This window comes from Solibacillus sp. R5-41, assembly GCF_002736105.1.
GTDB lineage: Bacteria > Bacillota > Bacilli > Bacillales_A > Planococcaceae > Solibacillus.
The window spans coordinates 1750316-1765627 of sequence record NZ_CP024123.1 but is presented as its reverse complement, the minus strand read 5'-3'; the positions used below and the strand labels follow the sequence as shown (position 1 = coordinate 1765627).

The following is a 15312-nucleotide window of genomic DNA, read 5'->3' as shown; positions in this document are numbered from 1 at the left end:
CGTCAACGCGCTTACATTCCTTCGTTCGGTCTATTCATAAGGCAGAGGCCTGCTAAGCTGCCCCGGGGACTCATAGTCTAAGTTTAGTGATATTGCCGGCTTCTCCGTATCATCCTTTTTGCTATAGCTCTTTGATCGAAATGCTTACGCTGCCTCTCCGAGAGAGTAGAGATCTTTCATCATAAGTTGCTCGTTAAAATACACTTTCTTTTTACAAATACCATGTAATATTTTCAGAAATTTACCACAGAGAACTACCATCGATTGCTTACCCCGTAAGGGATTCTGATTCCTTGTTGTGTAGTATTCGTGAAGTTGTTTGAATGCTAGGTTATGCCGAATCAAAGGAACAATCACTTTGAAAAGGATATGTCTAAGTCTCTTACGTCCACGTTTTGATATATGTTTTTGACCCTTATGTTGACCAGAAGAGTTTTCACGTAATGTTAGTCCCGCTAGTTTAATGAGTTGGCGTGGATTTTCGTAAAGTGAAAAACTCCCTACTTCGGAAAGTAGATCAACAATTGTCGCATCTCCTAAACCTGGTACTGACGCGAGTAGGTCATATTCCATCGTTGTCTTTGCCAATTCAGTTAATTGGTCATTCACTGCTTCGATTTCAGTTTCTAATAAGCGAAACTGACGTAGGAGTGTGGCGATTTCATGTTTGGCCATCTTTTGTCCTTCTGTCAGTCCTATAGAGTTTGAAGCCTTTTCAATGAGTAGCTTAGCTTTTGGTAGTTGTGGAGCTCTCATACCCCCTACCTGACGGTAGAAAAATACAAGTTCTTCCGCGGTTTTCCCTTGAATGTCCTGTGGCATTGGTGTTCTTTCTAATGCAGTAAGTGCCATTTTTCCGAAAGTAGGAAAGACTTGATTGAATTCAGGAAAATATCGATCGAGCCAACGAATGATTCGATTTTTAATACTTGCTAGATCTTCCGTTAACTTTAATCTAAGAGTAGAACCAATCCGTAGTTCAGCTTCTACTTCTTTTAATATTCGTGGATAGCTAAAGCGTCCATCTTTCAATAACCGTGCGATGACTAATGCATCTTTTTTATCATTCTTAGTCGGCAAATTATCATCAAGTTCTTTCGAACGTTTGACGTGCATTGGATTCACCATGACAAGTGGGATTCCGTATTGATCTAAGAAATAGGCTAAGTTCATCCAGTAGTGGCCTGTAGGCTCAATCCCTATTATTACTTCAGTTTTCTTAGCTTCCTTCATCATTTGACGGATCTTTTCATACAAATTTTCGAAGCCTTCTTTCGATTGATGTACCGCAAAAGCTTTTTCTATTACTCGCCCGCGTTCATCGACAAAACATGCGTAATGAATACGCTTAGCAATATCCATGCCGACAACCAGTGTATTTTCAGTAACTTGATTAATTTTGTTATTCCATTTAGAATGCATAAAGGAGTCCTCCTTGTTTGATGATGGGTCAATGGTCGTTGACACTCATGCATCATACTAGAGGGCTCCTTTTCTTTCAAGACCTCGAACATCCTTCAAACAGGAATGCTGCCCCGTTAGTTCAATAATAAAAAAAGAGCTGCATATGCAACTCAATGATCTTCAAGTAAAGCCTCCGTTAGTTTAAGTGTAACATTTCACAAACTTACTTGCTTTTTCATTCTTTAAAAGCTATTTCTAAATCTTTTTTCATTCATTACAAGAATGCTGCTCCGTTAGTTCAATAAGAAAGAGCTGCCTAAGTAACTCAATGATCTTTAATTAACGCCCTCCGTTAGCTCATTAAGCCTCACTCGACCCCATCTTCTTCCAATATAATGAATCAAATTATTGATTAAATATTAAATAATAGCTCCTTTTCAAGAAAATTTGCTACATCATTCCAATCTTCTATTGGTGAACTTACTTCATATTCAAATGCTCCAAAATCCACATTAGCAACTGGTTCATCTTCATAAAGTGAAAATTCTCGTATTAGCGTACCATTTTTTATTACAATAAGCTCTGCATTGAAGTCATCATCGTAGTAAGCATAGATTACAGAACTATCCCTTACAAATTTCATCCAAGATTCATTTGATAAACCAAAGAATGCTTCTCCTTTAACGTCCACAAAATATGTCCATCCATCTTCCATTTCAGCAATTTGTATTGATTTATCTATATATTTCTCATATTCGCCTAATTCAAATTCAATACCTTCATTCATCCAATCACAATAACGGTTTTTAGCTTCTTCTAATGATAAATTTATTTTAAAACAACATACTCTCATTTTGATTTACCTTCCTTATATTTTTTGATTTGATAGCTAATATATAAATCTGACTAAACCTTATTTATTAATACACTTTTTAAATCTTTCTAAATTATCCTGCTCATTTACAGTCTTCAACTTTCTAATAACCATAATTTTAACATAATAGCCAAATAAAGTTATTAAACTATCCTGCTGCGTTAGTTCAATAAGAAAAAATGCTTTACTCCTTCTTGACGTATAGCACCCTTTAGTTGAAGATTTATTTTGTAATAATTGGTTTGATATTCTTTATCCCAAGTTCAACTGATGTCTCTATATAGCCAATTATTTGATTAAAAGTAAAAACATTAAGTTTTTCATTTAGAACTTCCTTGTCGTAATCTATATCCTCTAACACATAAGAAGCAAATTTCTCAACATCTTTGGAAGAAACCTCATCCAAATCTAAAATTGCAGGATAATGACTAAATGTTTTTCTCAATTTATCTGTAAAACCATAGTGTTCTAGTAACTTTCCATTTAGCAATCGGAAATCATTATGGTATAACTTATATAATCCTTCATCAGCATCCATTCTGTTTCTTAACCAAGAAAGATTAAAACCTCTTAACCAAATATCATCAGCAATTAAATGTGCAAAGTACCCCAATATATAAGGATTTTCTACTTGCGAATTGTATTTATGTAAAAACCCTTTATAATCAACGCTTCTTGAATAATCTTGCACTTCACCTATAATGAAATGTGAAAAGTTTTTTTCTTCGTGTGAAAAAACAGCATCTGGAGCAATGCTTCCAAGCAAAAATGATGTTTTGTCTTCCATTGATAAACCCTCCGCAATTTTTTCCCCAATAATCGAGTGCATTATTCTTGAACCCAAAATACTCTCCCCCTTTTTTATAAATCATCTATATTAGTTCAATAAAGACATTAAAAACCCTTTTGTTTCCAAATTCTTCTTCAACTAACCTGCTTCGTTAGTTGAAGAAAAAAGCTACCAAAACGAGATTTTGTTACCTAATTTGCATTTGGGAACGTTATTGAGATTTGAAATTTATATCGTATTCATAAAGTATGAGTTGTTATTCTTCAGGTTCACTAAAAGGATATACATACATATCAATACCAATGGATGCATTGATGGCAGATGCAAATCTACTAAATTCAGGGGAGATTGTCAAACCAGGCGTATAGCCATTTATCATTGTTATCACTAATTCAATTCGTACATTCAAATTCAATTCTTCCTTTATTCGGTTAATTGTATCTGTTTTGTACTGGAAAGCATTTAAAATGGGAAGTAAAACATCATCTACATCAAGTGTTTCTACTGTTTCAGATTCGTATTTCCACGATGTAAATGAACGCGTATGCACATCATTTATTCTTTCACCCATTCGCAAAATTGTTGTTGGCTGTACACCTAACATCTCTGTTACTACTTCTACAGGAAAATCGTCAACATCATCCTTACCAGTAAAACTAATGTATGCATATAAACTTGTTTTCTCCATACAGCCCTCCAATTGTTTTATATTTTATACAAGTGATTATAACGTTAAATTTTACTGGATAAAAGTTCCAAAGCATCGTTTGGTCATATTTCTTAACTTAGCGTTGGAAATCCCCATAATTTTGAAGGTACTCCTTGTTGCACTAAACTGCTGCGTTAGTTCAATAAGAAAAAAGAGCTGCATAAGCAACAGTTGAACCAAACTGTTAATTAAGAAATCTCTTCTTCTCGTTCTTTTATATTCATATAGAGAAGAACACTGCCACAGAAAGCCGCACCAATTGTACTCGTAATAACTCTCAACAACCGTGTTTCATCAAAACCAAATAGCAAATGTCCTAAAGTATACAATGCTGACAGAACAATAAACCATCGAAGTAATATTTTTTTCATTCGGTAGTAACTCCATTCAATCAAATAATTCCGTACTTATGTAAGTTTACCCCGTTCTGCATTCAAAAGGAATATGGATTGATTTAGCACAATCGTTGATCCACAGTTCGACACTACGCTTATTCGACTAACCTGCCCCGTTAGTTCAATAAAGAAAAAGGCTATGTTATAGGGGCAAGTTGATTTATAACGTTAAGGAATCTTCTGTATATGCAAGATTTTATTCAAAATATGATCCAGTGCATTTTCTTTTGAACAGCATTGAAAGCTTTGTTGTATCTAAGTTTAAACGATAATGCATAAAAAGGTGTATATGAATGAAATACAGAAAAACACTTAATACATTGGTATGACAACGTTTTAAGCGTTTTAATTCGTCCCAAAACGTGCGTTTGGGAACGTTATTAGGTTTAGTTATGTATACGTTATAAATCCTTGTTTCATTAAAGCCCCTATTAGCTGAATAACTCTCCTCTATAATAACTGCTTCCAATTAGGATCTTTTATATATTCTTCATTTAATTTTCTTCCATTTTTAACAAAGCGTTCTTCTGATGCTCCAAATTTAATAAAATTCTTTTGTGCTTGCTTTAACGAAACCTTATTTGCTCCACCTTCAAAATCTGGATTATGAAATTGAACTCCATCATCCTCCCAACCACACATCTTACATATATAAAAAGTATCTGATGGCTCTTCAGGTAATGTTTTATATCCACAACAAGGACAAGTATATTTCATATAATCTCTCCGCCCCTTTTCTAACTAAATCTTATCATACTACTTCTTCAACTGCGGCGTTAGTTGAAGAAAAAATGCACCCCAAGCTTTTAGTTGGGAACGTTTATTAGGTTTATTTTGCATACTTTATAAATCTTTAATGAACTAAAGTAATCTTGAATTTAATAAAAATAGAGACGCTACTTAATAGTGCAGGTTCTATTTAATCAAAAATCATTACACCAACTTGCGAGCCAAGACCTGTTTCCCAGAGAAATAGGAAAACAACCATAACGAGGAACCAAGAAATTCGCCAAGCCTTGTTGGGGCGTACAAATTGAAGGAAATAAAAGATACCCCAGATGACATACGAAAGCCCAGTTCCAAACCACATAGAGGAAGGTACTCCACCCTCACTCATTCCGGCCCCAAATAAGGCTATAAGGTTAAATGACAACAATAAAAACAAAAGAATAATATTATAAATATGAAAAGCTTTTTTACTCAATTATATACCTCCTCAACAATATGGCCCTATTGTTGAAGATTATCAAACAAATCATCTCTTTTAAAATAAACTTCAATGAACCTATTACTTTTAATACGCCCGAAATGATTTTAAGTTCCATATATAAATAAATTTACCATTTAAAATTAACAAAAATCCATCTACGCTTATTTAACTAAACTGCATCGTTAGTTGAAGTATAACCTTCCCAAAGCGTCGTTTGGGAAAATTTTTGAAATGCTAGTTGTACTAAACTGCTTCGTTAGTTTAAGTGTAACATTTCACAATGGATCACCGAAGCCTAGTTGATGTTTTAGACATAAAAATAGACCATCGAAATGATGGTCTTGTTTAACTAAAGCCCCCGTTAGTTTAAAAAAATCTTTCAAAATCTCAATAAAAATACAACGACCATGTTATACATGACCGTTTTTGATTTATTAATTTTTTTTCAATATTCGCTGTAAAAAGGCAGAGAATTGTTCTCTTGTGACTGGTTCATTAGGCATAAAATTTCCATTTGCTCCAACAGTAATGCCGTTACTTGCTAGGATTTGAATTTCTTTATAAAAAATATTCGATGACTTCACGTCTTTAAAAGGGATTCCATTTCCATTCATTTTCAAATTAAACGTATTCACTAAAATTTTTGCAAGTTCTCCACGTGTGACATTAGATTTAGGACTCATATAATTACCATATCCACTAATAATACCTGCTTCGTAAAACTTCTTAATTTCTGGATAAAAAGGCTGACTAGTACTTACGTCTGTAAAAGATTTCATGTTACGGATTTTAGGAAAATTCAGTCCTTCAATACGACTGATGAAGGCAAAAACGTGTTGCCTCTGAATGGGCTCTTTAGGATGGAAACTTCCATCAGAATACCCTTTATTGATACCTACTTGTGCAAGAGATTCTATTGCTTCATAATACGGATGCATTGCAGGTACGTCTGTAAACCTTTGAATACGGAGAGTTAAATCGTATTCTTCATAGCCATTAATTCCATACCTTGGTCGAAAAGATACATAATATGTACCTGCTTTTAACTCTTTTGTTTCTACGATTTGACTTGTATTGCTTGTTACATAGCCACCAGAGTAGAGTTGACCTTCTTCATCTTCAAATAAAAGTGCACCAAAACCTTCACGGTCATTGGCAATAAACGTCACTTTTTCAACCTTTTCTAAAGTAAACTTATAATAATCTGTAATTTGGTTGTAGCTATATCCTGCATCATATAAAAAGCCCCTTACAGTTTTATTATTTTGGATAACATCGGCAGTTATTTTATTTGAATTCCAACCGCTTTCCCACTCATTTTCGTCTAATGGAACAAATTGCGTTGATACTAAGTAATTAACATCAGGTGTATTTTCGGCATGAAGACCTATATTAAAATAGTAAGTTCCTGCTTGTAGTAATACGTCAACTTCACTCGTCTCATTAGAATTTTTAACGGTAATCACTTTTCCACTATTTTCATTCGTCACTACTAGCTTAAGGTCACTTTTACGAATGCCTGTATCTTGAATTATTAATTTTACCTTTCCAAAGGATGGAACCTCTACTTTATATATATCAATATCATTAGAACTCGTTGTACCATAAAGTGTCCCCTCTAATGTTGTACCTATCTTATATGAATTCGCATTTGCATATTCATTGTTAGGTTCTACATCTTGCCCTTCAATATGACTCGTTTCATAACTCACTTGATATTCTCCCTTAGATATGAAACCAGCTGAAACACTAATCTGATAAGTACCCTTCTTTAAATTAATGGACTTAACCGTCTTTTCCGTATCTCCATCTTCTAAACTTGTTGTTGCACTTGCGATACGATTCCCATTACTATCCTTCAAAAGGATATGATAAGTATTGGGATACGCGTCTTCAAGATTAAGGTCAACACCATCCTTTAATGTAAACGTCACTTTTGCATCTTCTTTTAGGTCTAAAGTGTATTCATCATCTTCGACAATATTAGAATAATTACCCTTGATGATTTCACCTTCTAGCCAATTGGAGTCATCAGCTTTCCCATTAATCATTGGTATTGAAAAAGAAAGCAATATAAAAACCAAAAAGGTAGTTTTTTTCATAATAACACCTCTTAATTTCAATTATCACTATTTTAATAGTAATGGAGATTGATAAATAGCGGTATATATTGGGTATTTTCAAGGAATTGATCTGAGTAAAATATGTCCGATAAAATAAGTGTAAATCCCTGTTGGATAAACGCCTCCCATAGTTTAAGTACAATCCTCCACGATATGACCCATAAACGTAAAAAAGAGCCTCTCCTTATTCAAGAAAATGGACTGATTGTGGAATAACGAAAATGCACCCAAAGCGTCGTTTGGGAAAATTTTCAAAATGCTTGTTGTACACTAAAGCCCCCGTTAGTTCAATAAGCACCATCTCTTTTATTACACATTATTCACAAAATGCTTAGGAATTTATCTCAACAAAATCTGCCTCTAAATATTCCTGGGACTGGATTTTACACCTTAAGTTACAAAACGTTTTTGTGAAACGTTGAGTTATAATTTCTCTTAAAGGGTGTTAAATAAAAACGAAAAAGAATTTCGTTATTTACCCACGTACAAAAATTGATGTAAAGGGGTAAATCTAATGTATATACCAGAGGTAATAAATTTATTTTTGTATATAGCCAATCTCATGTTCATTTCCCAAAAAAAATTAGATTCCCATAGCATAGTTAAAGGGAAAATTGTATTTGTTTGTTTAAATATGTTATCGCTATGTTGTGGGATAGTTGTAACGCTGATAATATTTTCCTTTAGTGACTTTGGATATATTATGGGTTTTGAGGAATCAAATTTTAAAAGTAAAATAATAAATGTTGTAGCATTCTTATATTTTATAGTATTTAACTTAATACTTACGATATTGGTGATACGAAAGAAAGTGAATAGCGAAACAACATAAAGGATGACTTAACAAGATAAACCAGCAAATTGTTGGCTTTTTTATTAGGCTCTGTTATAGAATAATGTTGAAAATTGGTAACTTTAAAAAAGTGGTTATACTAAGAACGATTATTCGTGTTGGTAGTTTAAATGCCCTCTTTGTACTTCTGAACACATTAATAGATTTGGCAAAGCGTTTGTAATTGTTGTGAACGTAGGTTTATAAGAATTAAAAAGACTAAAACATTTTGTTTTCAGTCTTTTTTTCTTGTATTATTTGAGGTTGATTGAATGCAAGATAGAAAATTAAATTGGGTGAGGAAATGAGTCAAGAATTATTTTATTTTGTTAAATATGGGGCCATAACGTTTTATGCGTATCAATTATTTCTTTTTTTAGGAGCGTTGATTTCGGATAAAATGAAAACAACCAAGAAGTACCACGTTGTAGTAATGGTAGTGAATTCCCTGATTTTCGTATTAACAATACCTTTAGGTTTATTTATAGGCGTTATGGCGACAGATGATGGGAATGCGATGGGATTAATATACGGTTTCTTCTTTGTTACGGGAATTCCGTTAGTTCTATTTCTTTTGAGTGTTTTCTATTATTTCGTTTTAAAGAAAAGAGATAGAATTGTGTACGAAGATGGAAATGATTGAGCATTTATGCAAGAAGACGGGGAACCTCAACAAATGAAGGTTCCCCTAATTAAATTTAAAAATCAACATTTAAATTTAACAGAGCCTTTTATTAAACAACATTTTCAAAATGCCCCTCCTTTACTACACAATATCTTTCAAATGAGACATAAAAAATTCCCTTCTCTAACTGAACTAACCTGCTCTCTTAGTTGAAGTATAACCTTCCCAAAGCGTCGTTTGGGAAAATTTTCAAAATGCTTGTTGTACTAAAGCCCTCGTTAGTTCAATTATATAAATTATGACGAATCTACTATTGCTTAAACTTGTTTAATATTTATCTGATTCAAAAAAAGGTTTAATACCTATTTCTTTTAATAAGTATTTGTGAGGGCTACGCTTTTCTGCTAATTGTTTTTTTGGAATCAAAACTTCTTCTCTTAAACGTTTAAACACATTAGGGTTATGTTCAGGAAACCATTCTTCATAACTTATCCCCTTATTTTGCTCAATTTCAATTAAAAAAAGGATAATCTCTTCAAACATATAAGGAAATTCTTTTTCTATCTGTTCGTGATGGTCTAACAAAGCATGAAGATAATCTTTAAAGCGGTAAAAACGCTTTTGATTTAAAGGATTCGAACTCCATTTTTTATTTTCTTCCCATTCTTTTACGGGCTGAAATATAAAGAGAGCGCCTGTTTCCCAAGCCCCCAACATACAAGTAAATGCAGCAATCGCGTATTTTCTAGTTTCATAATCTGGGTCTCCAAAATATTTAAAATATTCTTCTTGATACTTACCATAATGACAGCTAGTATGATAACCGCCTCTAGTAAAACCTTCCAAACCCCGTTTTGCTTGTTCAATAATATTATTCGCCAACTTACCTTCCTCCTTCCATTATTCAACTATACTGCCCCGTTAGTTCAATAAGAAAAAGAGCTGGTGAACAGCTCAATGATATTCAAGTAAAGCCCCCGTTAGTTCAAAATAAAAATTAATCTTTTATGAAATACCCTCAATGTAAAGCACTATATGTGGTAAGAAATAAAATAAAACAAGTAAGCCTAAAACTGTAATTAAAAACACCCATACTTTTTTAATCTTTAATTGTACAAAAACAGATACTACTACAAGAAAATTGAAAATGGAAATAGCTGTAAACCAAACTTCGTATGTTCTACTTGGGTCTGGTGAAGAAGGGTTGAATACTCCACCTAAACCAATAAGAGTTGCTAATATGAATATCAATCCGTGTACCAAAATCACCGCAAATTTAAACATTAAATTTCCCCCCATATCTTTGCAACTATCTTGCCCGATAAAAAATTCGTTCCTGCTGCTTGTTAAACAAACCTGCCCCGTTAGTTTAATAATTCTTCTAGTAATACCCCCGTTAGTTGAAGTAGCACAGTTCACAACCTTTATACTTTGGTTTCTGTATTCTCGATAGCACTTGCATTTGGTGCAAAAATAGAAGTCGCGTTTAGAGCTAAGCACCTAAGCTAATTTATTGAAATAAAACCGTCTGTAATAGTTAAATCGCCTGCGCTGGCGCCAACTAAACATATGGTGAATTCCCCATCTTTCGGAATTTCGAATGAAGCATCTACTTTATTTGAAATTCGGTCAACGAAAACTTCATAAAATTTATCATTTAAATAGTATCCAAAAACAAAATGAACATTACTGTCTTCGTCTTCGATTACATCAAAATCTAACTTTAAAGAAACAACATCACCTTTTTTTAAGGTTAGGGGATTTTTATTGTATTTCATTAAAAACGCTTCTCCATTTGGAATAGTAAGCTCTTTAAAAGAGTATTTATTTTTTGCTTCTTTTGTTATGAAAGAGTCTTTATGTCTAAACATAGAAATATCTTCTTCTTGATATACTTGATCTTGTTTATCAGTTTTATTAAAAAGAAATACTAAAATAGATATCCCGAGGACTGCAATAACACCTATTAAAAATATCCAATTTTTACGCTTCATTTTTACACCTCTAATTTGAATGAAATGGAATTAATTACTACCAACGATTTCATCTTATACCAATGATTGGCAAAAGAAAACCTCATTAGTATATTTCATAATCTTCTGAAAAATAGAGCTAGATTCACCAATTGTCGAAAAACAGGTTAAAATCGTACCTCACTTATTCCGACGTGCAGAATTGTTGACTTGTTGACTTGGAATAAAAATTGATTAAAACGCAGCTATAAATAATGATTCTTATAAAAAATCATAGCCCCTATTTTGAACAAATATTGATCAAAATAGGGGCTATTTTTCATTTTCTATAGGGCTTTTTGTAATAAAGATTGATCATTTCGGAAATGGAATATTAAACTAAAGCCCCCGTTAGTTAATTAAGAACAAAGAAGCTTATTCAACAATCTCGCCCTTTAGTTGCACTATTATGGTGTATTCCAAAATAAAGACATAACTCCGAAAAACAATAAATAAATAACCGCAAGTATTAGGAAAACGTATAGCGATATCCTTCCTAATTTGTCCTTTTTGCTGAACAAGGATAAAACAAAAGAGAGTACTAAAAAGGTAAACCCGAGTAACATTGTTATGTTGTCATCAATAAACGAATCTCCCGTGAAAATATAGACACAAAGGGAAATAAGTCCAACAATTAGACTAATAAAAGATAGCATCCCCATACTCTGTTTACTTTGCAATGTTGCCACCTCCCATATTTTCAACTTTACCATAACTTATACAACAATCTGGCCCGATTGTTGTACAAAAGTTAAACAACGCTCTTCAACTAATCTGCTCCGTTAGTTGAACAAGGCAGTTTCTAAAAAGGCTATTTATACCTAACATTCCCTAAGTATTTAACGTATTTTAAGTCACTTTGTCCCTTTGTGCTGTATTGAAAATTGTAAAGTAAAATCATACAATTAACGCTATAAGTTAAACTTTCTCCGTTTATATTAATGAAATTCGGAATAACAACATCATCGTATGAGCAGCCATCTAATAATCTTGAAAGATTCTTTACGTTTTCATCAAAAAACTCAACTTCAATAAAATCCTCATCGTAATGCTCAATATGAAAGTCCTTTTCAAAATTCGATGGTATAGCATCACCATCTTCATTGTAGGGAATTAAAAGATAATTTCGAAAGTCTTCATTTGATTCAAATGTCCCCACCCACAATGATAGATAACCTTCTTGCTCCATTAAATAATGCCCCCTATTAAAACTATTATATATTTTTTTAATATTCGATTCCTAATTCAACTAACCTGCCCCGTTAGTTCAATAAGAAAAAAAAGAGCTGCCTATGCAACTCAATGATCTTCAAGTAAAGCCCCCGTTAGTTTAAGTACATTTTTTCACAAACTATTAGTTTAAGTTAACAATCACGTCAATTAAAACTACTTCCTAGCTCATTACTCTGTAAACAGATTGAAGTAAATATTTGATTGAGTTCGATTACTTCCTTCGAAATAAAATTAAATCGTACAACCAAAACACTACACTACTAGAAAGTACTGTGAAATAGTAATTAGAAGTCTTATAAAAATCTACATGGTCAAGTGCATAGAAAATAGTAGTAACGATTGTTCCGGTAATTAGATATATTAAGAATAATTTGCTGGCGCGAATATTGATTTTTTTTTCATCCAAATAAGATTGTATCAGTGCTCCTGGAATTAGATAAACAATACTATATATTAGACCAATAAAAAATATATCTATTGGATTAAAGTTTCTTGGAACTGTTAAGAAACATACTAATAAGCTGAGAGAAAATCCAGATAAAATTGAACAAAGTAATACTTTGAAATAAAACACAAAAATATTTATTTTTCCATGCATCCAAATACCTCCCTCTTTTTCGTTAATTATTAAGTTGAAGAAGAAAATTAGCCTTCAAGTGAAATGCTAAAGCAACCCTAACTCGTTTTATTTCTCCTGATTTATGTATTCACTCCAATTATAACTCAGGTTACTTCTTCAACTAAACTGCTGCGTTAGTTCAAGAAGAAAAAGCTACCCTAAAGGCAGCCTTGTTCTGCTAATACCCCCGTTAGATTAAGAATGCCACTTCACAATCTCATCAATTATGTTTGTGCTGCTACTCAATCCATTACTGCTTTTTTACTTAATCCACTATTGGAATAATTTCAAGGGAACGGTAAGGTGCATTATGGATGGTATAAAATAAGCGGGAGTTTTCAGTTATTATCAGTTCTCTGTCATTTCCTTCACCACGTAATTTTACTTTCTGTATTTTTGTATCAAATACCTTTCCAGCTAAAATGGAAATCTCTGTCCCTTGCTTCGTTTCGATGTCAAAGCCCATCGTCGAATAAGGAATGTCTCCTTCAAAATCACTATAAGGACTATCCCTATACCAACTAAATCCTTTCTTGCTTTCTGTTATACTCGCCACACCTAATGCATTAGCAAATTCAAAAAATACAATGGTTTCATCCATGTATTCCTCAACAGATAATAAAGTTGCTTTTTCTAAACCATTCGAACTTTCCTGTTCCAAACCGTATTTGATTGCGTCTTCCTTTGTATCATACCAACCAGTAGCATCTGGATTACATCCTGTCAAAAAAGAAACAAAAACCAATAATGTAAGTATTTTTCTCAAAAAATTATCTCCTCAAAAAAAATATTAATTCTGTTAAATTGCCCGTTAGTAAAAACATTCCATATGTCTATTATTCTATTAAATTGGTAATAATTCCATTAATATCACTTTATTAGGGGGAATAGAATTGTTACTGTCAAAAGCATGGACTTTGTTTGAAGCTGATAAACGAATTGAGGGTTTTTCTCCGCAAACATTGAAGGCATACCAGTTACAGTCTTTGCTACTAATTAGTTATTTTAAGGATGTAGAGATGGAATTGCTGGATACAAATCAATTGAAGGAATATCTCGCTATATCCGGAAAGCATTTAAAACCTGCCAGTCTTGCACATCGTATTCGCTTTATGAAATCGTTTTTTCGTTGGTCTCATGAAGAAGGCTACCTGAGTAAGAATCCAACTTCTAAAATTAAAGAACCCAAGGTTGGTAAGAGGATACCCAAGTATTTAACCGAACGGGAGATCGAACACCTTCGTGAATCCTGTCATTCTCCAATGGAAAGAGCGATTTTTGAATTTATGTTTTCTACTGGTTGTCGAATTGGAGAAATAGTTACTTTAGAAAAGAACCATATTAATTGGTCCAATCAATCCGCGATTGTTAGAGGAAAAGGTGATAAGGAGAGGGAAGTTTATTTTAATACACGTTGCGACATATGGCTTAAACGGTATATTGAAAGTCGGAATGACAATAACCCTTTCATCTTTGTAACAGCAAGGCAGCCACATAAAATGAGTGTTGCCCAAATGCGATACATCATCAAGCGGATCTCCAATCGTGCTGAAATTAATAAAGAGATTCATCCACACCAACTTAGACACAGCTATGCAACTCACTTGTTGAATAATGGCGCTCCTATTGAAGTCATTCAAAGTCTTATGGGACATGAGAAAAGTGAAACCACAAGGATATACGCTCAATTAAGCGGAAAACTACGAAAAGAGTATTATCAAAAGTACTTTTAAATGTAAAATGAGCAACGTCTTAAATGACGATGCTCTACTTTACTAAAGCCCCCGTTAGTTCAACAAGAACGTGTTATTATTGAGAAAGATTTTTTAACCACTTTTCATTCCATTGAAAATATAATTCACTATTTTCATTTTGTAAAAATAAACCTTCAGGGTAAGGTAAGGCAAGTTTAGGCATATTACTTGGACTAAAATATTGAAGTTCAACCGTTTCGTTATCTATTGGGCTTAGTTCATCACTTTGAATAACGCAATCAAACATAAATACATTGTACTCCACTTGATGACCATTAGGATATTGGTAACGAAAGTCTTTCCCACCAAATACACCTAATAACTTTTTGGGTACAACATATAATCCTGTTTCTTCCCATACTTCACGAACAACTGCTTCGGCAGGTGCTTCTCCAAGTTCAATAGCACCAGCAGGAAGACTCCACTTCTCGCCATTCCCTTTATTCTGTAATAATATTTCTCCAAAATCGTTTCGAATAATCCCTGCTACACTGGGCATAAAAATTAGTTCATTACCGACTTTTTCTCGGAGCTTTTTATAATAATCCGACATTCCCATTTTCTAACCACCTTCAGTTAATTACTTCATTATAAATTCTCTCCGATATAAAAATTACCTGTTTTTTTATTCCACTAAACTGCTTCGTTAGTTTAAGTACATTACTTCACAATCCTAATTACAGTAATGTTAACATAAATATCCAATTGAAGGTTAACGATCTTTTAGTGATA

General features: G+C 33.1%; 17 protein-coding genes. 2 read left to right on the top strand and 15 right to left on the bottom strand.

Going from position 1 to position 15312, the window contains the following annotated elements; all coding sequences use genetic code 11:
* Positions 1 to 144 precede the first annotated feature (144 nt).
* From CSE16_RS08355 to CSE16_RS08320, 8 genes are all read right to left on the bottom strand, one after another.
* Complete coding sequence (locus tag CSE16_RS08355) at positions 145 to 1422, bottom strand: IS110 family RNA-guided transposase (RefSeq protein ID WP_099423478.1); 1278 nt, start codon at positions 1420 to 1422, stop codon at positions 145 to 147.
* 394 nt (positions 1423 to 1816) lie between these two features.
* Entirely contained in the window at positions 1817 to 2257 is a 441-nt protein-coding gene (locus tag CSE16_RS08350) for a hypothetical protein (protein WP_099423477.1), read from the bottom strand.
* Between the two features lie 244 nt (positions 2258 to 2501).
* Positions 2502 to 3122, bottom strand: coding sequence for a zinc dependent phospholipase C family protein (locus tag CSE16_RS08345; protein WP_099423476.1), 621 nt, complete (start codon positions 3120 to 3122; stop codon positions 2502 to 2504).
* A 202-nt stretch (positions 3123 to 3324) separates the two neighbouring features.
* The gene (locus CSE16_RS08340; RefSeq protein WP_099423475.1) at positions 3325 to 3756 is read right to left on the bottom strand and encodes a DUF4279 domain-containing protein; all 432 of its coding nucleotides are present in this window, start codon (positions 3754 to 3756) and stop codon (positions 3325 to 3327) included.
* Between the two features lie 209 nt (positions 3757 to 3965).
* A complete protein-coding gene (locus CSE16_RS08335) occupies positions 3966 to 4148 on the bottom strand; it encodes a hypothetical protein (protein ID WP_099423474.1) in 183 nt (60 codons plus the stop codon).
* 474 nt (positions 4149 to 4622) lie between these two features.
* Positions 4623 to 4889, bottom strand: a complete 267-nt coding sequence (locus CSE16_RS08330; RefSeq protein WP_099423473.1) for a CPCC family cysteine-rich protein — start codon at positions 4887 to 4889, stop codon at positions 4623 to 4625.
* Between the two features lie 202 nt (positions 4890 to 5091).
* On the bottom strand, positions 5092 to 5376 hold the full coding sequence (locus CSE16_RS08325) for a hypothetical protein (protein WP_099423472.1): 285 nt from the start codon (positions 5374 to 5376) through the stop codon (positions 5092 to 5094).
* 440 nt (positions 5377 to 5816) lie between these two features.
* Complete coding sequence (locus tag CSE16_RS08320) at positions 5817 to 7484, bottom strand: S-layer homology domain-containing protein (protein WP_099423471.1); 1668 nt, start codon at positions 7482 to 7484, stop codon at positions 5817 to 5819.
* Positions 7485 to 8641: 1157 nt separating this feature from the next.
* On the opposite strand from CSE16_RS08320, the gene CSE16_RS08310 reads away from it, so the two are divergent.
* The gene (locus tag CSE16_RS08310; RefSeq protein WP_099423469.1) at positions 8642 to 8980 is read left to right on the top strand and encodes a hypothetical protein; all 339 of its coding nucleotides are present in this window, start codon (positions 8642 to 8644) and stop codon (positions 8978 to 8980) included.
* Between the two features lie 309 nt (positions 8981 to 9289).
* On the opposite strand, the gene CSE16_RS08300 is transcribed toward CSE16_RS08310, so the two are convergent.
* From CSE16_RS08300 to CSE16_RS08270, 6 genes are all read right to left on the bottom strand, one after another.
* The gene (locus CSE16_RS08300; protein WP_099423467.1) at positions 9290 to 9844 is read right to left on the bottom strand and encodes a hypothetical protein; all 555 of its coding nucleotides are present in this window, start codon (positions 9842 to 9844) and stop codon (positions 9290 to 9292) included.
* A 123-nt stretch (positions 9845 to 9967) separates the two neighbouring features.
* Complete coding sequence (locus CSE16_RS08295; protein WP_099423466.1) at positions 9968 to 10246, bottom strand: hypothetical protein; 279 nt, start codon at positions 10244 to 10246, stop codon at positions 9968 to 9970.
* A gap of 221 nt (positions 10247 to 10467) precedes the next feature.
* Entirely contained in the window at positions 10468 to 10956 is a 489-nt protein-coding gene (locus CSE16_RS08290) for a hypothetical protein (RefSeq protein ID WP_099423465.1), read from the bottom strand.
* 829 nt (positions 10957 to 11785) lie between these two features.
* Positions 11786 to 12163: an immunity 22 family protein gene (locus CSE16_RS08280; RefSeq protein WP_099423463.1), complete on the bottom strand. Its 378-nt coding sequence runs from the start codon at positions 12161 to 12163 to the stop codon at positions 11786 to 11788.
* Positions 12164 to 12418: 255 nt separating this feature from the next.
* Positions 12419 to 12805, bottom strand: a complete 387-nt coding sequence (locus CSE16_RS08275) for a UPF0715 family protein (RefSeq protein WP_099423462.1) — start codon at positions 12803 to 12805, stop codon at positions 12419 to 12421.
* A gap of 286 nt (positions 12806 to 13091) precedes the next feature.
* Positions 13092 to 13592, bottom strand: a complete 501-nt coding sequence (locus tag CSE16_RS08270) for a hypothetical protein (RefSeq protein ID WP_099423461.1) — start codon at positions 13590 to 13592, stop codon at positions 13092 to 13094.
* A gap of 127 nt (positions 13593 to 13719) precedes the next feature.
* Here CSE16_RS08270 and xerA point away from each other — a divergent pair, with 127 nt between their 5' ends.
* Positions 13720 to 14559 (top strand): site-specific tyrosine recombinase/integron integrase, encoded by an 840-nt coding sequence (gene xerA, locus CSE16_RS08265; protein ID WP_099423460.1) that lies wholly within the window; start codon positions 13720 to 13722, stop codon positions 14557 to 14559.
* A 76-nt stretch (positions 14560 to 14635) separates the two neighbouring features.
* Here the strand turns inward: xerA and CSE16_RS08260 are convergent, their stop codons facing one another.
* Positions 14636 to 15139: an NUDIX hydrolase gene (locus tag CSE16_RS08260; RefSeq protein ID WP_099423459.1), complete on the bottom strand. Its 504-nt coding sequence runs from the start codon at positions 15137 to 15139 to the stop codon at positions 14636 to 14638.
* Between the last annotated feature and the right edge of the window lie 173 nt (positions 15140 to 15312).